This is a genomic window from Neorhizobium petrolearium (genome assembly GCF_017873175.1).
GTDB classification, from domain to species: domain Bacteria; phylum Pseudomonadota; class Alphaproteobacteria; order Rhizobiales; family Rhizobiaceae; genus Neorhizobium; species Neorhizobium petrolearium.
In genome coordinates this window covers 1-19067 of the sequence record NZ_JAGGJW010000010.1, presented here as the reverse complement: position 1 = coordinate 19067, position 19067 = coordinate 1, and the positions used below count along the sequence as shown (strand labels likewise).

Genomic DNA, 19067 nt, shown 5'->3' with positions numbered 1-19067 from the left:
TCAGCTCAGCGGATCAAGAATGTGACGACGATAACCGGGCCTGTCGGCAAGCCGTTCCGCATAGGCCGACAGGTTGGCAAGTCCGATCCCCGCCTCCGGCAACCGGAACCAGCGGTGGACAGAGGGTGCCGCCGCGATATCGGCGAGCGACAACCGATCCCCGGCAAGGAAGTCGCTATGAGCCAGGCGTTCGTTCATGGCCGTAAAGGTCGCCAGGACCATCGGCAGGTCCCCGTCGCCAGACCGGCCGGCCGCACGTGCCTTTCGCAGCCGCGTTAGCGGTGGCGTTAGTGAAATCGAAGCCCAATCCATCCAGCGGTCCACCTTGCTGCGTTCAGCCTCTTCCGAAGGCCAGAGGGAAGTCGGACCATGGCGGACTGCCAGATAACGCAGCACGGCGTTTGATTCCCAAACGACCGTATCGCCGTCGCGGACCACCGGCACCTTTCCGAAGGGATTCATCGCACGGAATTCCGGCGTGTCGGTCGGGCCAAAGCCTCGCCCGGTAGGAATCAACTCGTAGTCCAGACCAAGCTCGTCCAGCAACCAGAACACCTTGGCGCTGTTAGATGAGTTCGGGCGTCCATAAACCGTCAACATTTTTTATCTCCTCCCACCGGAAAGTTGCGCAAGCAGCGGGCCAAGCTGGCTGTCCGCGCTAAGCTCAAGAAAGCCTCGATACACGTCCCCAGCCTCTTTCAGGCCGAGCCGTGTGGTCGCACAATCGAGGAATTTTTCACCGAGTTCGGCATCCGACATCGGATTGGCCGGTCCGCGCCCGAAATTGGTGGAAGCGCTGTCCTCAAGCACGCGCCCATCCTTCATCACCACGCGGACGTGACCGAGATAGGCGTCCGTGCCTTGATGTCCGGTCGAACTAACACGTGGCAACAGGTCGGCAAGGTCCGGCGTGAGGAAGCCGGCGTCGTCGAAATCAGCAAGCCGGATGCGTCCGGCTGTCAGCGCCTTCGCGGTCAGGAACTGGACGCTGAACTTTGCATCCAGTCCCGAACGCGGCTGGGGCCGGTTGGTGTGGGCAAGACGACGGTCATGGGTCCGGGTCTCGATCGCTTCGATGGCACCAGCGGAAAGAAGGCCTTCGCGTGCTACGATGCTGAGGGCGGCATCTATCGCCGAGTGGGCGCTGCCGCAACAGGGGTGCTGTTTGATCGCGATACCAGGCTGAAGCACTTCCAGTGGGCCGTCCCACCCGTCGAGAATCGCATCGGCATCGTAGGTTCCGACACCGTTGAATAGATTGAAGAAGCCGTAGTTGTGCTCGAAGGCTTCATGGTTGGCAGTCATGCCACGCCGCGTGATAAGTGCGGCCATGATCCCATTGTGCGCGGCCTGGCCGACATGCATCGGCTTTACGGGCGTTCCGAAGTTTGACTTCAGCCCCGAAGCCATCGATACCGCCACGGCGAGTGCTGTCGTGGTTTGCTCTTCATCGAAATCAAGCATGCGGGCCGCCGCGGCCGTCGCGCCAAAAACGCCGAGTGTCGCGGTTGGATGCCAGCCCTTTTCATAGTGATGGGGTAGCAGACCGCGTGCGAGGCGCGTCTCCACCTCGACGCCGACGATCCATGCTTCCAGCGCCTTGCCGGTTGTTCTGCCGAGAGCCTCAGCCAGGCCCAGCACCACAGGCACCACGGGGGCAGAGGGATGCCCTCCCATGGTGGTCGAGCAATCGTCGAAATCCAGCGCGTGCGCCGCCGTGCCGTTGATGAGCGCTGCATGCAGTATGGAGGCGCGCCGCCCACCCCTGCCCCAGAGCGTCACTTGCCCCGGCGCAGCCTCGTACTCCAGCACCGCCTCCAGCACATCGAGATAAGGAGCGTCGGCCCCGGCGAGTGCCACGCCGACGGTATCGGCAAAGGCGCGGCGGCCGATGCGGATCGCCTCCTCGGGAACGGTATCCAAGCTTATCGACAGCGCCCTTCGGGAAAGTTCGCGTGCAAAACTCATGTCTTTCACTCCTTTAGGCATCAATCAGAACGTGGCGGCTTCGATGGCATCGGTAAGGTTCGCCACGCCCGGCAAAGCATCGATGCGCATGATCATGTCAAAGACGCCAGCGGTGCCGGCAACGGTCAGGCTGCGGCGCGCGCAGTCGGTAAATTTTGCCTCGAGCATGTCCTGCGGCAGGGGCGTTTCCGGCCCCCGACCCAGGGGCGCGGCGACCGCCTGGCGTAGGACAGAACCGTCCGAGAGCGTCACCACGACCTCGGCGCCGTAGTCGTTCGCATCGTCGTCATGTGGCTCCATGCGGATCGTCCCCATGACCCGACTGACTTCGGGATCATGAAGCGCGGCGTCCTCGAAGTGGTCGAGCAGGACTGCGCCATTCACCAGGCCACGCGACACCGCGTAAGGAAGCGAGAACTTGGCATTGAGAGCGCTGGTAGCTGGATTGCGTACGTGGGGCAGTAGACGACGCGGGTGCATTCTTACAAGCACATCTCGAATCGGCGAACTGTCACCGATTGGCCCGTTATGGAGTTTTATCGCCGCGTCGATCGCGCCATGGGCGCTGTAAACGCAGGGATATTTCTTGATCGAGATTCCCGGCGCCATCAGATCGAGGGGCTCGGCCCATCTATCCAGCATTCGGTCCGGATTGTATTGGCCGGCGCCGTTGAATACCTCCAGGAACCCCTGCGGATGCTCAAGCGCGACCGGCGAGCCGTTCACGCCCTTCGATGCCATCAACGCGGCGAAAAGTCCGTTCCGCGCGGCGATGCCGGCGTGCAACGGCTTGGTCGAGGTGCCGAAGTTTGCTTTCAGCCCCGATGCGAGCGAGGCTGAAATCGAGATGGCGTTCGCAATTTCATCTTCCGAAAGCTCCATCAGCACCGCAGCAGCGACGGCAGCGCCGAATATGCCGAGCGTGGCGGTCGGGTGCCAACCCTTCTCGTAGTGCTGGAAGTTGACGCCGCGTGCAAAGCGCGTCGCGGCCTCCACGCCGATAATGTACGCGTTGACAAATGCCTTGCCGGTCGCGCCACGTGATTCTGCGAGCGCCAGCAGGCCCGGTATGATGATGACGGTGGGGTGGCCGGACAGGGATTTCGACGTGTCGTCATAATCGAGGGCGTGGCCCGCCGTTCCGTTAACGAAGGCGGCATCCAACATGCCGAGCCGTTCGCGTCTGCCCAGCACGAGGCAAGGGCCCGCGCCGTAGAGGTCGGGCATGCGGGCGGCTTCGGCCGTCTCGGTCGGGGCGCCCAGCAGCGTGCAGCCGATCATGTCGGCAATGGCGTTGCGCGCCCATTTCACCGCCTCCGGATCGAAGCCGGCCGGATTAAGCGCGACGACGCGTTTGGCGAGTTCCCGTGACAGGGACATAGGGATCACCTTTCGTTGGCCGTGCGTATGGCAGCACGGTTCTGGAGGGCGCGAGCAGGCTGCATGAGGTCGGTCAGTCGCCGCGCCGAGGGTTGATCGGGCAGTGTCATGAGCTGCTCGTAGAGGCGGCCGGCAGTGTCCGGCGAGAGCACGCGCCGGACACAATCGTCGAACTTGGCGCGGAACTGGGCCTGCGTCATCGGATTGGAGGGATCCCGACCCATGGCCACTCTGGCACCGGCGGAAAAGCTGCGGCCATCGGCAAGGCGTACCGTGACGCGGCCGAAGGAAAGGTCCGCCTCGTCGTGGGCGGTGAGCCGCACCCGGGCCGACAATGCAGCTGTGGCGGGATCGGAAATCGAGGGCGCCTCGAAATCGGAAAAGCCTATGCCGCCGGCAATCAGCGCACGCGCCGTCAGGTATTGGGTGGAGAACTTTGCATCCAGCCCGTCGCGCGGATGGGGCCTGTCTATGTTCTTCAACCGCCTGCCGTGCAGCGCCACCTCGACGTCTTCAATCAGGCCTCCTTCGATGAGACCTCGCAGATCGCTGGCCGCGTCGATCGCACAATGGATGTAGGCGCAGCAAGGATATTGCTTGATTGCGATGCCGGGCGACAGCAGTGCGAAATCTCTGCCCCAGCCGTCCAGTGCCGGCGCGAAATCAGGCGCAATGCCCCCGTTGAAGGCGGCCATGAAACCGAACTTGTGTTCGAGCGCCGTAGGACGCGCAGTGAAACCCGCATCCGCCAGAAGCGCAGCCTGCAGGCCGTTGCGGTTGGCCTGCCCTGCATGCAGCGGCTTCGTCATCGTACCGGAATTGGCCCGCAGTCCCGCTGCGCAGGAGGCCGCGATCCCGATGGCGACTGCCATGCGCTCGGGCGACAGCCGCAGGAGCCGCCCCGTCGCCACCGCGGCGCCGATCACGCCGAAGGTCACCGTCGGATGCCAGCCGCGATCTGCATGCGCCGGGTTCGACAGTCGTGCGATGCGGATCTCCGCCTCCACTCCGGCGACGTAGGCGGTCAAAAGGTCCGCCCCACTGCAATCCAGCCGGTCGCCGAGCGCCAGAAGGGCGGGCACGATCGAAACGGAGGGATGGCCGTCCATTTCAAGGTTGCAGTCGTCGAAGTCCAGGGCATGGGCGGCAATGCCGTTGAGCTGTGCCGCATCAAGTTCGTGCAACCGTCCTCCACGCCCGAAAAGTGCGGCAGGCCCGGGGGAGGCCGGAAGGATGGCGCCGGCGAGACGGACAGCATCCTCAGTGGCACCGGCAATTCCGCAGGCGACCGTGTCGGCGAATGTACGGCAGGCCCACTCTCGGGCCGCTGTGCTGAGGTCAGCAAGGGACAGGCCTGCGGCGAGGGCCGCAAGCTCGGGCGTCAGCGACGTCACGGGAAATCTCCTGTTGATTGTGATCGCGCCCGCTATACGTGCGGGCTGGCTATTCGTCAGTGCTTCAAGATCTGGTCAAGGAATGCACGAGTACGCTCTTCGCGCGGATTGCCGAAGAACTCCTCGGGCGGCGCGCTTTCGATCTTGCGCCCGTCAGCCATGAACACGACATTATCGGCCACGGTTCGAGCAAACCCCATTTCGTGAGTCACAACGATCATGGTCATTCCGCTTTGCGCCAGCTCGATCATGGTATCGAGCACCTCCTTGATCATCTCGGGATCGAGCGCCGAGGTCGGTTCGTCGAAGAGCATAATCTCCGGTTCCATGCAGAGTGAGCGGGCGATCGCCACGCGCTGCTGCTGGCCGCCCGAAAGCTGAAGCGGGTACTTCTGTGCCTGCTCAGGAATGCGGACCTTGCGAAGGAAATGCATGGCGAGTTCGTCGGCATCGGCCTTCTTCATCTGACGGGTCAGTGTCGGGCCAAGGGTCAGGTTCTCAAGGACCGTCAGATGCGGAAACAGGTTGAAGTTCTGGAACACCATGCCGATATTCCGGCGGATTGCGTCGATGCTCTTGATGTTGTCCGTCATCTCAAGCCCCTTGACGACAATCTGCCCCTCCTGATGGACTTCAAGACGGTTGATGCAGCGGATGAGCGTCGATTTGCCCGAGCCTGAAGGGCCGCAGACCACGACGCGCTCGCCTTTTCCGACGTCGAGGCTCACGTTATGAAGGCACTGGAACTGCCCGTACCATTTGGAGACGTTGTGCAGGCTGATGACGGGATCGCCAGCGTTAAGTGTGGAAGTGGACTTAGTCATGGATATCTCCGAAAAGGGCCATCAGATCCGGCCTGAAGCAATCCACCCCTCGACCTTGCGCGCATAAAGAGAGAGCGCATAGCCGAAGAAGAGATAGACCCCCGCGACGAACAGGTAAGCCTCGACGTAGAACTTGCGCCAGAGCGGGTCCTGCATAACGGCCGTCGTTGCGGTGAGGATGTCGAACAGGCCGATGATGATCACGAAGGATGTGTTCTTCATCGCTGCGATGATGTGGTTGGTGATCGCCGGCAGGCAGATGCGCAGGGCCTGGGGCAGGATGATCCGGCGCGTTGTTTGCCAATACGTCAGGCTAAGCGAGGCTGCAGCTTCGTACTGGCCGCGCGGGATGGCCTGCAGGCCGCCGCGAATGACTTCCGCCTGATAACAGGCAAAGAAGATGGCGATGCCAATGGTGATGCGCAGCAGCTTGTTCACCTCGACTCCCGCCGGCAGGAAAAGCGGAAAGACATTCACCGCAACGAAGAGGATGGTGATGAGCGGCACGCCCCGCAGCGCCTCGATGAAGACGACGGAGACGCCTCGAGCGACCGGCAGCGGCGACCGGCGGCCAAGCGCAAGCAGCACGGCGACCGGCATGCCGAACAGCACCGTCCCGGTGAAGAGCAGCATGGTCAGCGGCAGCCCTCCCCATTCGGATGTCGGCACATAGCGCAAGCCAAGAACGCCGCCGAACATCAGCACGCCGATCGACACGACGGCGATGACCCAGAGCGGCACCAGCAGACGCAGGTTCCAGTTGCGCGGCATCAGCGACACGACGATCGTCACCAGATAGATCGCCATCATCAGCACCAGCCGCCAGTGCTCGTCATAGGGATAGAGACCGAAGAGCATCGGCCGGTGTTTTTCGACGATCACCGCCCAACAGGCACCGGCAGCCGCGCGGCAGACATCGGGATCGGAGGTGTACCAGACCGCGTTGATGACGCCCCAGTCCAATACGAACCAGGCGAAACGCAGAAAAATGGCGGCGGTGATCAGCGTCAGCAGGCCTTGCCAAACGGAACCGAACAGGTTCTTCTTCAGCCAGTCGCCTGCCGATATCCGCGCGAGCGGATCATAGGCCGGGAGAGCGGCGGGGAATTGCGGAGAAGCCGTTGTCATCGCTTACCGCTCCTTGATTGCCACGAGGCGATTATAGAGGTTCATGAGAGTGGATGTCACAAGGCTGACGATCAGATAGACCAGCATCATCACTGCGATCGCCTCGACCGCCTGGCCCGTCTGGTTCATCACAGTGTTGCCGATGTTCACCAGGTCGGGATAACCCACAACGACGGCGATGGAGCTGTTCTTGATCAGGCTGACATACTGACTGGTCAGCGGCGGCACGATTACCCGCAGCGCCTGCGGCAATACGACGTAGCGCATGATGAAGCGCGGCCGCAGGGCGATCGACCGCGCCGCCTCGACTTGCCCTTTTGGAGTAGCCTGTATGCCGGCACGCACGATTTCGGCAATGAAGCCCGAGGCATACAGGGAGATGCCTGTCATCAGCGCGACAAATTCAGGGCTGACGGTGGAACCGCCAGCGAAGTTGAAGCCCTTGCGCTCCGGAAAGCTGATCGCATGCGGTGCGCCGAAGGCCAGCCAGACCAGGAGCGGCAGTCCGACAATCAGTGCAAGGCCGGGCCAGAGTATATCGACATGCCTGCCGGTCGCCTCGCGATGGCGTTTGGCCCAGCGGTCGCCGGCCACCATGAGCGCGACGCCCGCGACAAAGGCAAGGATCATCCATAAATGGGCCGGATCGCTAGCTGGCGTTGCGACAGTCAGGCCACGATTGCTGAGAAAGCCGGTTCCCCAAAGATCGAGCGCCTGGCGCGGCGCGGGCAAGTTGCGGATAACCGCCGCCCAGAAGATGACCTGAAGGATGACAGGAATGTTACGGACGATCTCGACATAGCCCGTGGCGATGCGCTGGAGCAGCCAGTTGTTCGACACCCGGGCAATCCCGACGCAAAAGCCGACGAGAGTGGCAAGAACGATACCGGCTGCAGAAACCTTCAGTGTGTTCAGCAGGCCCACGACAAGCGCGCGGAAATACGTGTCACGAGAGGAATATTCGATAAGCGTCTCGCCGATCTCGAACTGCGAGATTTCGCGAAGGAAACCAAAACCGGTCGCGATATTCTGTCGCTGCAAGTTTTCGATGACGTTCTGATAGAGGAAAAGCCCCAAAAGGCCGACCGCACCGGCGAGGGCGATCTGGTAAATCGCAGTGCGGAAACTCTCGCTGTAGAGAATGTCCCTCATGCGCCGGGACGGACGCTGGCGATAAGCCGGATTTGCGTCGAGCATGTGGTACCTCCAATACGGTGTACTTTCCCGCCTTCGCGCTGCGAGTAGCGCGAAGGTCCAGAGAAGCTGTGCAGTGTCGAATTCACTGCATCGGAAGACCGTAAAGGAGGCCACCTTGGATCCACAGCGTGTTTTTATCACGGTCAAGCGCTATAGGGCTCTCAGGTCCGAAGTGGCGCATGTAGATGTCTTTGTAGTTCCCGACCTGTTTGATGATGTTGTAGGCCCAGGCATTGTCCACGCCAAGTTTGGCGCCATTGTCGCCAATGACGCCGAGCAGGGTTTGGACGTCGGGATCCTTCGATGACTTCTTTTCATCAACGTTTGCCTGGCTAACGTCCATTTCTTCGGCATCGAAGGTGGCATAGGTCACCCACTTGATCAGGTCATACCACTGGTCATCACCCTGACGCACAGCCATGGCGAGCGGCTCCTTGGAATAGATTCCCGGCAGCAAGACGTGGGCGGATGGATCCTCCGTATCGAAGGCACGTACGCCCGGAAGCGCAGCCTTGTCCTTGGTCAGCGCGTCACAACGGCCAGTAACATAAGCATCGACCAATTGTTTGTTGTTCTCGATCACGACCGGCGTGTACGTCATACTGCGCGCTGCAAAGATCTGCGCGACATTGCGCTCCGTCGTCGAGCCCGGCGCCATGCAGATCGCGGCGCCGTTAAGATCCTCGACCTTGGCGATGCCATCGTCCTTGCGAACCAGGAAACCGGTCCCAGTGTAGAAGATCGGCGGCGCAAAGTTCAGTCCGAGCGCAGTGTCGCGGCCCAGAGTGGCAGTCACGTTGCGTGCAAGCACATCGACTTCTCCCGACTGAATGGCGGGGAAGCGCTGCTGTGACGACAGCGCGACGAAACGCACCTTGGTCGCATCGCCGAAGATCGCAGCGGCTACAGCATGACAGAAATCGACCTCGAAACCACTCCACTTGCCCTGACTGTCGGGCGAGGCAAAACCGTGTCGCGCCGGATGAACCCCGCACAGAACTTCGCCACGCGCCTTCACGGCGGCGAGCGTGTCACCGGAGTTTGCCTGCGCGCCGTGGGCAATCAAAGCGCCGATCACGACGCCTACCAACGAAGAGAGTCGGGTTGCGTTGAGCATCATCATTTTTTTCCTCACTACTGTTCCCCGGGGCTGAAGGCATCGTTTGCTACGATTGATTGACGCCCCACGAAGTACGGTATACATATGTTTTTATCAGTATGCAATAGACCAATCCGTCGGGAAACAACCATGAAAAAAGACGACTTCGGCTTCGACACGCTTCTGGCCCACTGCGGGCGCTTGCCAGCCAACCATTCCGGTACGGTCAACACACCCGTATACCGCGCCTCGACCATCCTCTTTCCCAACCTCGCGGCATTGGAGGCGAAGGAGAGCGCCCGGCTGCGGTACGGCCGGCGCGGTACTCCCACCACTCATGCGCTGGAAGATGCGATCTGCGCACTTGAAGGCAGTGATCGGGCATTGGCGACACCGTCGGGCGTCAGCGCGATCAGCGTCGTACTCATGAGCTATGCCGAACCCGGCGCACACTTCCTCATGACAGACAGCGTCTATGGTCCCGCACGCAAGTTCTGCGAGTCCACGCTGAAGAAGTTCGGGATTGAGACGACCTATTACGACCCGACGATCGGAGTGGATATTGAAAGCCTGATTCGCCCGAATACCCGGCTCGTATGGATGGAATCACCCGGCTCACAGACCTTCGAAGTCCAGGACGTGACCGCCATCGCAGAAGTGGCGCGCCGTCGAGGTATCGTATCCGCGATCGACAACACCTGGAGCGGTGGTTACTTCTGTCAGCCGATTTCCCAGGGCGTCGACATATCTGTTCAAGCCGGAACAAAATACATCTCAGGTCATTCCGACCTGATGCTTGGCACCATCGCCTGTCGGGAAGCTGAATATGAACGTCTTCGCGAGACCTACCTGCGGTTTGGTCTCTGCATCGGTTCGGACGACGCGTTTCTCGCCCTGCGCGGTCTTCGCACGATTGGCGTACGAATGGTCCAACACCATGCCAACGGACTGGAAATAGCGAACTGGCTAAGCCAACAAGAGGAAGTGCTGCGTGTCATGCATCCGGCCTTGCCGGACGACCCGGGTCACGATCTGTGGCGACGACATTTTACCGGTGCTTCCGGCCTGTTCGGCTTTGTCATGCGCGCCGTCGACCGAGCCGCTCTGGCCCGAATGTTCGACAGTTTCACGTTATTTGGCATGGGGTCTAGCTGGGGCGGCTTCGAAAGTTTGATGGTGCCGAGCAACCCCTCCGTCTACAGAACTGCGACAACCTGGGCTCCGGGGGGCCAGACAGTCCGCATCCATGTGGGGCTCGAGAATCCCGGCGACCTGATTCGCGAGATACGAGATGGTTTCAATCGCCTCAAATAAAGCGATGGCTGACTAGCACCATTCCCAACGGACTGGCGGAGATAGAAAAACATTTGTATACAGGGCGGATCGAATACCCCGGCACCGGTCGGGCAAACGTGAAAGGCATTCCAAGCGTATGAAGCAGGTGTCGGAGTCCACCCTCGCACGACGAAATCCGCTAGATCACCTGATGCAGCTCATCGAAAATGGCGACCTGCGCCCCGGAAGCCGCCTGACGGAGGCCGATCTGGCGCAACGCCTCGGGATAAGCCGCACGCCCGTGCGCGAAGCGCTGCATCGTCTCCACACGATGGGGCTGGCTGAGCACGGTCCGCAGCGCGGGCTCATCGTCGCACATTTGAGCTATGACCAAGTGCGCCAGCTTTTCGCCGTTCGCGAAGGTCTTGAAGGAATGGCAACCCGCCTTGCGGCCGAACATGCGTCCCGCGCCGAGGTCAATCTGCTCCGTGAAATGGTGATGCAGGATCGCGAAATCACGGATCCGGGCAAACTCCTCGAGCGCAACAAGCTCCTGCATCGGCAGATAGTGCAGGCCTCGCACAACAAGTTCATGATCGATGCGCTCGGCAATCTGCGCGTACATCTCAGTTTGTTGCCCGGTTCGACCTACACAAGAGCAGGGCGTATGAAATCGGCCCAAGCTGAGCATGAGGAAATCGTGGATGCCATCGCGCAGGGCGACGGCGATCGAGCTGAGCATGCTGCACGTAAACACATTTCGGAAGGATACCAGATCCGGCTGAAGATGATGGCCGCAGACGACAACGGATAGCCGCGAAACGGTCGATAGATGCTGATAGTTCACAAAATTTTCTCCGCTCGGAACCCCAAAAAACAACAGCGGCGTTCATTCGCGCTCTCGATCCGAGAAAGAAGCTTCGCGAACAGCGGACGGAACGCACTGAAGGAAACGGTCCCGGCCCACGAAAGACAAGGGTACGACAGGCCCAACCCGGGATCGACGATGCGAGGATCGAAGTCGATCACCCAGATTTGCCCGAACACTCTCCTTCCCTTTTAAAATTTTCGCACCGCCCTCTAGTGTTGGCCGCGCAAAGGCTTTAGCGTCTGGGCTTCTCCTGACTTTTCCTCACTATTCTGGAGGCGACCGATGGCCGATCCTTCTCTCTTCGCCCGCTTTGTGGCCTTTGTCGGCCGAGGCGCTATTGCCATTCGTCATTCGGCGGATGGCCCGAGGCAGCCTGTTTATGGCACGACGCCAGTCATTCCGGTGGCCAAACCGCAGGGTAAGATACCGACGTTGAAGATGCCGACGGCCAAGGGCTGGGAAGGCGAGCACAAACCGACAACGGCCGCCGGGGTTAAGGTCAATGCTTTTGCGCGGGGTCTGGTGCATCCACGCAATGTACATGTACTGCCCAATGGCGATGTGCTGGTGGCGGAATCCATGGGCGAACGTGGAAATCCGCGCACTTTGTTCGACCATGCCATGTCAGCCACGATGCGGCGGGCGGGCGCTTCCGGCGACAGCCCCAACCGCGTAACGCTGCTGCGCGATACCGACGGCGACGGAGTGGCCGAAGAACGTCACGCCTACATCGAAAATGTGCGGCAGCCTTTCGGCATCGCCCTAGTCGGGGAGACGCTTTTTGTCGGCACCAGCGACGCGCTTTTGGCCTATCCCTATGAGGCAGGCGCGACGAGAATCAGCAAGCCGGCCAAAAAACTGATGGATCTGGTGCCTGGCGGACATTGGACGCGTAATCTGATTGCCAGCAAGGATGGCACCAAGCTTTACGTAGCTGTCGGGTCACTGAGCAATATCGGCGACGCAGGCATGGCCGCGGAGGAAAACCGCGCCTGCATTCACGAATATGACCTGAAATCGGGGCAATCCCGGATTTTTGCCAGTGGCTTGCGCAATCCTGTGGGCATGGCTTGGGAACCCGAGAGTGGAGTGCTTTGGACGGTTGTCAATGAGCGTGACGGGTTGGGCGACGAGACGCCGCCCGATTATCTGACATCGGTACGCGATGGCGGGTTTTATGGCTGGCCTTATTGCTACTGGAACCGGGTGGTGGATGATCGTGTGCCGCAGGACGATGCCAAGGTGGCCTCTGCGCTGCAGCCGGATTATGCCTTGGGCGGCCACACGGCATCACTCGGCCTTTGCTGGCTGCCCGAAGGGACGCTGCCGGGCTTTCCTGCGGGCATGGCCATCGGTCAGCACGGGTCGTGGAACCGCTCCAAGCTCTCGGGCTATAAGCTGGCGTTTGTCGCTTTCGAGAAGGGCAAACCCGTGGGAATGCCGCGCGAAATTCTTACCGATTTCCTGTCGGCGGACGAGAACTATTCCTATGGCCGCCCGGTCGGGGTGGCGCTGGCGGCCGACGGCGCCGTATTGATGGCAGACGATGTGGGCGACGCCATCTGGCGCGTCACCGGCGCCTGAAAACGGGGCGCCCCGATGTTTCCGTGGAATGGCGGCTGTTAGCTTCATGGCCCACCGCATCCCACATTATGAATTCCGCACCTTCTTTTCGTGCGACTAATCCCGTCATCGTAGGCTCAGCGAGCCTTGGCAATCAGCGAGCGAAATTGCTCCATCACCTCTGGGTTTGCCGGACTGTAGACCATCATGTTGAGGTCGGACCGGCCTTCCACCGCGAAGGTCGAGAACTCCAGCTCGATCACTCCAAGGTCAGGGTGGTGAAGGCGCTTGATGCCTTCGCGCGTGCCTGTGATCTCGTTGTTGGCCCACATCGCCCTGAATTCCGGGCTGCTGGCGCAGAGTTCATCAACCAACTGGCGGATTTCCACCCCGGCGCCGGCCCGCGCGGCGTCGGCCCGAAACGCGCCAACGACATAACGGGCGACGTTGCGCCAGTCGTCCTGCGCAGCACGTACGCGTTCGTCGGAGAACATCATGCGAAGGATGTTGCGCCGCTCCTTCGGCAGCTTGGCGTAGTCCGTCAGAATTACGGTCGCAGCCTTGTTCCACGCCACCACATCCCATGTCGCCGTCCTGATGATGGCAGGACTGAAGGGCATGGCCTCCAGCACGTGTTGCAGCCGCGGCGTGATGCTTTCTCGCTGGTGGTAACGCGGCTCGGGAGGATGACCGAAAGCGAGAATATACAGATGATCACGCTCGGGCTCGGTCAGCATCAGTCCCTTTGCAATGCGATCGAGCACATGGGCGGAAGGTGACCCGCCCCGCCCCTGCTCCAGCCAAGTATACCAGGTCGGGCTTATATTGGCGCGCTGGGCGACTTCTTCGCGGCGCAGGCCTGGCGTACGCCGGCGTCCGACGGGGAAGCCGAATGTAGCCGGATCGAGGCGCATGCGCCGGTCGCGCAGGAATGTGCCAAGAGCGTTTTCAGACGTGTTCTCGCTCATGCGATCCTGTTGATGGTTATACTAGGATAATGTCACGACTTTAACAGGACAATTTTTCATGAGATCGCCTGATACGTCAATGCAGGAGATTCCCATGCGTGTTTTTCTAACAGGTGCCACCGGGTTCATAGGATCCCGTATCCTTCGCGAACTCAAGGCCTCAGGCCATGAAGTGGTCGGCCTCACCCGTTCCGACCTTGGAGCGAAAGAACTGATGAGTGTCGGTGCATCCGCTTATCGCGGGACATTGGAAGATCCTCTTGCCCTGTCGAAAGGAGCCGAGAATGCCGACGCCGTCATTCATACGGCGTTCGATCATGACTTTACGAATTTCGTGGCCAATTGCGAAAAGGACCGACGCGTCATTGCCGCGCTCGGGGCCGTCCTGAAGGGATCGGACCGGCCGCTGCTCATCACTTCGGGCGTCGGCATTGGCGACCCGGGCAATGGCGAACCCGCACGCGAGGATGTGTTCGACGCTCATCATGCCAATCCACGCATAGCCTCGGAACTGGCTGGCCAGGAACAACTCGAAGCCGGCGTCAACCTGGGCGTCGTTCGGCTTCCGCAGGTGCACGACACTGTCAAACAAGGTCTGATCTCGCCCTATATCGAAATGGCGCGCGAGAAGGGCGTCGTCGCCTGTGTCGATCATGGCGCCAACCGCTGGGCCGCAGGTCACGTGAGCGATGTGGCAAAGCTTTACGTTCTGGCTCTCCTTCGCGGCGAACCTGGCGCCCGCTACAATGCGGTAGCGGAAGAGGGGGTTGCCGTGCGCGATATCGCCAATGTCGTGGCCACCGGGCTCGGGCTGTCCACCGTCTCGCTTGCGAAAGAAAAGGCGAAAGCCCATTTCGGCTGGTTCGCCATGTTCGCGTCGGCGGACATCACTGCTTCGAGCACACTGACGCGGAAGAAGCTGGGTTGGGCGCCGGAGGGGCCAAGCTTGCTCGACGACCTGAGAGACATGAACTATTCGGCGACGTAGGTCTGAGCCTCACATCTCGCCCTGCCAAAAGGCAGCTCCGCCGGGATGTTATCGGCACCTCGAAAAAGGTCTAGGGATTGCCTCGGCTGAAGACTGCGGTCGCGAAACAGACGGCAGCTTTGGGGGGCGGGAACGCACCCAAGGACAACGATGAGGACGGCTGGGGCATTACGCTCGCTTGGTTGACGAATGGGTGAGCGCGATTGGTCTGCGTCCAGAGGAGTATGGCACTCACTCGCTTCGTCGCACGAAGGCGTCAATGATATACAATGCGACAGGAAATTTCCGCACCATTCAGATCCTGCTTGGCCACTCCAAGATCGGCAACACCGTCCGGCATCTCGGCATCGACGTCGAGGATGCGCTGCTGTTAGCCGGGCGAACTAAAATCTGACATTGAAGCGGTCACCCGATCTATCCTGGGTGACCGCGTCGGCTCCCAGGATACGTTTGCTGTTCAGTCTACCTTGGGGAAAGCGGGGTTTCCGCAGATCGCAATTCACCGGTCCGGTATTGACACGGTCCAGTTTCGCTCCGAGGTGCGATAACGCTCTGGGATCACTGGAGTTGGATTCGATCTGTTGTCCCCGGGAGGGCCGCCATGTATTACTGGCACTGGTTCGACATCGCCTTTCCTTGGATTGGCGGGGTTGGCGCAATCGTCCTGGTGGTCCTGCTTTTTGCAACCCACTGTCTCCGGAGCGATCCAAGCCGCTCGCGATGGCATGACTGGGTGTGGTTATCCTGGCTCGGGATGGCGGCCTACCTGCTTCACAACTTCGAAGAATACGGCATCGATCTGTTTGGGACATTCCATGCATTTCCGGGCATGTTTTGCGCACAGCTCGGTTTGCCGCCTTATCCGAACTGCCCGATCCCACCTGTGTTTTTCCTTGCAGTCAATGTAACTGCGTTTTGGGTCGCGGCTCCCATTGCAGCCCTGCTGAGCCGACGACACCCGCTTGTCGGGCTTTCTGTCTACAGCATCATAATCATCAACGCCCTGGTACATATGGCGGCCGCGCTTGCGGGTAACTTCGGCGGAGGATTTTTCACTTCATTACTATTCGCGGCTCTGGCCGTGTGGATTATCTGCGCCTGCTTCGGTCCAGGCCGAATGAGCTACGGCGCGCTCGCGCTCCTTGTGGCTGGCGGGATCATTGTTCACATCGTCTTGGCGGCCCCGCTGTTGCTGTTCCTCAATTTTGGCTTGAGCACGGCCGTGGTCGTCTTGCTGCAACTGGTGAATCCCTTCCTGCTGATGCTCATCCTGTGGCTTGGTGAGCGGTGGAGTAATGGGGCACTGATCTCGAACCCGCGAACCAATTGACCTCCGGCGCGGCGCGGACCTAACCGTGAATGCCCGCTTTGGCGTCCCCAAGTGGGTCATCGCCCGTCATCGCACATCGGATTCCAGTTTTTCGTTAAGTTGACGATGCGCCCAAAACATCATCGAGATTGTGTCAGAGCCAATATTCCACGCCGAAACACAGCATGCTCTAATTTCACTTACAGATCGCATTCTTGATAAGGCTTCGCTAGAAGGTTTTGGTGATAATTATCGGGCGAACCGTTACCATGGATTCGATTCCCACCAAAGGCTTTGATGTGGCTTTGACACTGACCGACACTCTTGATCATCTGCCGGCCAGCAAACGGCGGGAACTTGCCCGCGTGCTTGAGATCATCTTTTTCGAGGTCGAGCAGTTTCGATCAACCAAGCAGTCCGCAAAGAAAGCGAATGGCAAGATCCTCAAGGTCATCCTCTACGGTTCTTACGCACGCGGCGACTGGGTGGAAGACCGGCTGAGTGGCTATCGCTCGGATTATGATCTGCTGATCGTCGTCAATTCCGAGAGCTTTGCGCAGGAACAGGAACTATGGCTTTCGCTCGATGAACGCTTTCTGCAGGAACAGATTGCCCACCGGATCGAAACGCCGGTGATTCCGATCGTCCATAGCCTGCATGACGTCAACGACCAACTGTCGCGCGGCCGGCCCTTTTTCGTCGATATCGCCAAGGACGGAAAGGTCCTCTATGAGGAAGAGGGTCATCCCCTCGCCCAGCCGAAGACGCTGACGACAGACGAGGCCAATGCGGAGGCGCGGCGGTATTTCGAGAAATGGTTTCCTGATGCATCGTACTGGTTGAAGCAGGGACAAAACGCGATCGTCGATGGAATGCCCAATCATGCCGCCTTCGACCTTCATCAGGCTACGGAACGGCTCTATCATTGCCTTCTACTGACGCTAACGCTCTACAGCCCGAAATCGCACCGTATTAAGGTGCTGCGCTCGAAGGCCGAAGATCTGGACAAGCGGTTGATCGAAGCATGGCCGCGAGACGACCGGATCGCTCGCCGGCGGTTCGAGCTCCTGTCGCGGGCTTACGTCGAAGCTCGGTATTCACCAAACTATGAGATCAGTGCGGAAGTGCTTGGTTGGTCGGTTGAACGAGTGAAGGTTCTGCAGGAGCTGGTCGAGGTGAGCTGTCGCGAACGTCTTTCGTAGTCTGCTCGCCTTGATGGGAATCGAACCAGCGTTCCGAAGAACGGCCCCTCCATTACAACCATTGCAACCAACCCGCACTTTCAGTTATTGCAGTTAGAGGCCTTGTTCGCTATATTGACGACTAAGGAGATATCGTCATGGCCAGCCAGATTGTTCATTTCGCCAGACTCTCAGATCGCGACCGAAAAATAGCGACGCCCCTACCAAAGATGGTTGCCGGCGACAGGCTGGAACTCCACGTTCGTGATGCAGGTGGCAAGGAGCGGAAGCTCCCGATCCCGCCCTCGGCCGCCGCGGCTGTTGAAGCCCTTCTGACGCACATGCTGCGCGGGGAGCGGGTTGCCGTACTGGCCGAGGACCAGGAACTGAGCCCGAGTGAAGCTTCAGCCATTCTCGGCATCTCCCGCCCGCTCGTCGTCTTGCGCATGGACCGGGGCGATCTGCCATTCCGCTACGTCGGCAAACACCGCCGCGCCCTCCTTAAGGATGTGCTCACGTTGAAGTCGAAGCTCGACAAACGACAGACGGCGATGGAAGCGTTAGCCGAGGACACAGAGGACCTGATCGAGACCTATGGCCTCTGATCCGCCCGTCGCGGTCTACGATGCCTGCGTCCTCTACCCCTTCCACCTGCGCAACATTCTGATCCAGTGCGCCTTCGACGGTCTCGTCGAGGCGCGCTGGACCGACGATATACATGATGAGTGGATGCGCAATCTCGCCGCCAACACACCAGGCTTGTCCATCGAACGCCTGAAAGCCACGCGCGACCGGATGAACGCTGTCCTCCCAGAGGCAGTCGTGGAAGACCATCGCCCGTTTATTGCGGATCTCACGCTACCGGATCCCGACGATCGACATGTCCTCGCGGCAGCCATCGCCGGCAAAGCGTCCGTCATCGTTACCTGGAACCTTAAGGACTTTCCCGCAAGAAACCTTCTCGCACATGGTGTGACCAGCAAGTCGCCAGATGATTTTCTTACCGATCTCCATGCGGCGTTTCCGGAAGCGCTAATCTCCAGCGTCAGAAGTGCGAGGCATAATCTGCGTAAGACAATCCCATCCGTTGAGGCGTTCGTCGACGCGCTTGAACAAGGCAGGTTGAAGAAGTTTTCAGGAGTGCTCCGCCGAAACATGACCGGATTGAAGTGAGCAGGCGCAATCCTTGAAAAGCCTGCCGAGGGTGCCCGACGACTTCGTTGGGTTACCGGGTCGCCCTCGCCAGCTTCACGGATTCTTAACTGTCTGCCCCTAATTCCGCACGCCCTCGGCCTGAGGCCCCGAGAAACTGCGGAATGACACATGCCAAACGAAGACCTTTCCAAACTCCATTTTCAGAAGAAGATTTCGACCTACTGCGATGTCCGTATTGCGCCCGTCGCGCCGGATTGGGTCGTAGAGAACATACGGCCGTACCTTCTGGGTTTGATCACCTTTAAAAAGACGCCTGCGCTTGCGAGCAACCGGTATGACTGGCGGCAGATCGCACACGATTGTGGGATCGATGAAGCGCTGACGACAACGTTGAAGAAACAACTGCGACCAGCGCTGGATGCGATCATGCGTTGGATGAAGGCGCCGCCTGCAGAAGACGAAGCTCCTAAAGGCAGAAGACTGCAAGCTGCGCCGAAATCCGGTGCCATGGGACAGTTTACCCCCTCCCCGACGAACCAGCATCACGAAGTCGAAGAGGTCGAGAGCTCGCCCTCACCTGGCCGCCCCGGCCATAAGCCGAGACCAGTTTCTGACAAACCAGTTCCATTGTTCGACGCGAACGAAGACCCGAGTTCATTCGCCGATGCACTCTGAACCGCACCGGGTTTGCCGGAGACCCCAACTCGTGAGAAGTAGGGTCTATGACAAGCAAAACGACGAACAAGTTTTCTCCTGAAGTTCGTGCC

18 protein-coding genes and 2 pseudogenes are annotated in these 19067 nt (G+C 59.9%); 10 read left to right on the top strand and 10 right to left on the bottom strand.

The genetic code is table 11. From position 1 onward, the window contains the following. The 9 genes and pseudogenes from J2046_RS34350 to J2046_RS19085 form a co-directional block, all read right to left on the bottom strand. Positions 1 to 222, bottom strand: a complete 222-nt coding sequence (locus J2046_RS34350; protein ID WP_411828525.1) for a glutathione S-transferase family protein — start codon at positions 220 to 222, stop codon at positions 1 to 3. A gap of 153 nt (positions 223 to 375) precedes the next feature. Beyond that, a pseudogene (locus tag J2046_RS34345) lies at positions 376 to 600 on the bottom strand (glutathione S-transferase N-terminal domain-containing protein); the annotation flags it as partial. A 3-nt stretch (positions 601 to 603) separates the two neighbouring features. Further along, positions 604 to 1968, bottom strand: coding sequence for an MmgE/PrpD family protein (locus J2046_RS19115; RefSeq protein ID WP_210054567.1), 1365 nt, complete (start codon positions 1966 to 1968; stop codon positions 604 to 606). 24 nt (positions 1969 to 1992) lie between these two features. Continuing rightward, positions 1993 to 3348 carry an MmgE/PrpD family protein gene (locus tag J2046_RS19110; RefSeq protein ID WP_210054565.1) on the bottom strand — a complete coding sequence of 452 codons (1356 nt, stop codon included), beginning with the start codon at positions 3346 to 3348 and terminating at the stop codon, positions 1993 to 1995. Positions 3349 to 3353: 5 nt separating this feature from the next. Continuing rightward, positions 3354 to 4742: an MmgE/PrpD family protein gene (locus J2046_RS19105; protein WP_210054563.1), complete on the bottom strand. Its 1389-nt coding sequence runs from the start codon at positions 4740 to 4742 to the stop codon at positions 3354 to 3356. Between the two features lie 56 nt (positions 4743 to 4798). Continuing rightward, the gene (locus J2046_RS19100) at positions 4799 to 5566 is read right to left on the bottom strand and encodes an amino acid ABC transporter ATP-binding protein (RefSeq protein WP_210054561.1); all 768 of its coding nucleotides are present in this window, start codon (positions 5564 to 5566) and stop codon (positions 4799 to 4801) included. 21 nt (positions 5567 to 5587) lie between these two features. After that, entirely contained in the window at positions 5588 to 6694 is a 1107-nt protein-coding gene (locus J2046_RS19095; protein WP_210054559.1) for an amino acid ABC transporter permease, read from the bottom strand. 3 nt (positions 6695 to 6697) lie between these two features. Continuing rightward, a complete protein-coding gene (locus tag J2046_RS19090; protein ID WP_210054557.1) occupies positions 6698 to 7891 on the bottom strand; it encodes an amino acid ABC transporter permease in 1194 nt (397 codons plus the stop codon). 82 nt (positions 7892 to 7973) lie between these two features. Then, on the bottom strand, positions 7974 to 9011 hold the full coding sequence (locus J2046_RS19085; protein WP_233470088.1) for an amino acid ABC transporter substrate-binding protein: 1038 nt from the start codon (positions 9009 to 9011) through the stop codon (positions 7974 to 7976). 129 nt (positions 9012 to 9140) lie between these two features. On the opposite strand from J2046_RS19085, the gene metC reads away from it, so the two are divergent. From metC to J2046_RS19070, 3 genes are all read left to right on the top strand, one after another. Continuing rightward, positions 9141 to 10304 (top strand): cystathionine beta-lyase, encoded by a 1164-nt coding sequence (metC, locus tag J2046_RS19080; protein WP_210054555.1) that lies wholly within the window; start codon positions 9141 to 9143, stop codon positions 10302 to 10304. A gap of 172 nt (positions 10305 to 10476) precedes the next feature. After that, entirely contained in the window at positions 10477 to 11079 is a 603-nt protein-coding gene (locus J2046_RS19075) for a GntR family transcriptional regulator (RefSeq protein WP_233470087.1), read from the top strand. Between the two features lie 339 nt (positions 11080 to 11418). Beyond that, on the top strand, positions 11419 to 12720 hold the full coding sequence (locus J2046_RS19070) for a PQQ-dependent sugar dehydrogenase (RefSeq protein WP_210054551.1): 1302 nt from the start codon (positions 11419 to 11421) through the stop codon (positions 12718 to 12720). Positions 12721 to 12836: 116 nt separating this feature from the next. On the opposite strand, the gene J2046_RS19065 is transcribed toward J2046_RS19070, so the two are convergent. Continuing rightward, entirely contained in the window at positions 12837 to 13667 is an 831-nt protein-coding gene (locus J2046_RS19065) for a helix-turn-helix transcriptional regulator (protein WP_210054549.1), read from the bottom strand. Between the two features lie 94 nt (positions 13668 to 13761). Between J2046_RS19065 and J2046_RS19060 the strand changes: the two genes are divergently transcribed. From J2046_RS19060 to J2046_RS19030, 7 genes and pseudogenes are all read left to right on the top strand, one after another. Continuing rightward, positions 13762 to 14655: an SDR family oxidoreductase gene (locus J2046_RS19060; RefSeq protein WP_210054547.1), complete on the top strand. Its 894-nt coding sequence runs from the start codon at positions 13762 to 13764 to the stop codon at positions 14653 to 14655. 169 nt (positions 14656 to 14824) lie between these two features. Beyond that, positions 14825 to 15049 (top strand): annotated as a pseudogene (locus J2046_RS19055) (tyrosine-type recombinase/integrase); the annotation flags it as partial. A gap of 207 nt (positions 15050 to 15256) precedes the next feature. After that, a complete protein-coding gene (locus J2046_RS19050; protein WP_210054545.1) occupies positions 15257 to 15985 on the top strand; it encodes an HXXEE domain-containing protein in 729 nt (242 codons plus the stop codon). A 248-nt stretch (positions 15986 to 16233) separates the two neighbouring features. Beyond that, positions 16234 to 17166 (top strand): HEPN domain-containing protein, encoded by a 933-nt coding sequence (locus tag J2046_RS19045; RefSeq protein WP_210054543.1) that lies wholly within the window; start codon positions 16234 to 16236, stop codon positions 17164 to 17166. A gap of 137 nt (positions 17167 to 17303) precedes the next feature. Beyond that, positions 17304 to 17750 (top strand): MerR family transcriptional regulator, encoded by a 447-nt coding sequence (locus J2046_RS19040; RefSeq protein WP_210054541.1) that lies wholly within the window; start codon positions 17304 to 17306, stop codon positions 17748 to 17750. Continuing rightward, on the top strand, positions 17740 to 18318 hold the full coding sequence (locus J2046_RS19035) for a PIN domain-containing protein (RefSeq protein ID WP_210054539.1): 579 nt from the start codon (positions 17740 to 17742) through the stop codon (positions 18316 to 18318). Before J2046_RS19040 ends, J2046_RS19035 begins: the two co-directional genes overlap by 11 nt. Positions 18319 to 18468: 150 nt before the next feature. Next, a complete protein-coding gene (locus tag J2046_RS19030) occupies positions 18469 to 18975 on the top strand; it encodes a hypothetical protein (RefSeq protein WP_210054537.1) in 507 nt (168 codons plus the stop codon). The last annotated feature ends 92 nt before the right edge of the window (positions 18976 to 19067 follow it).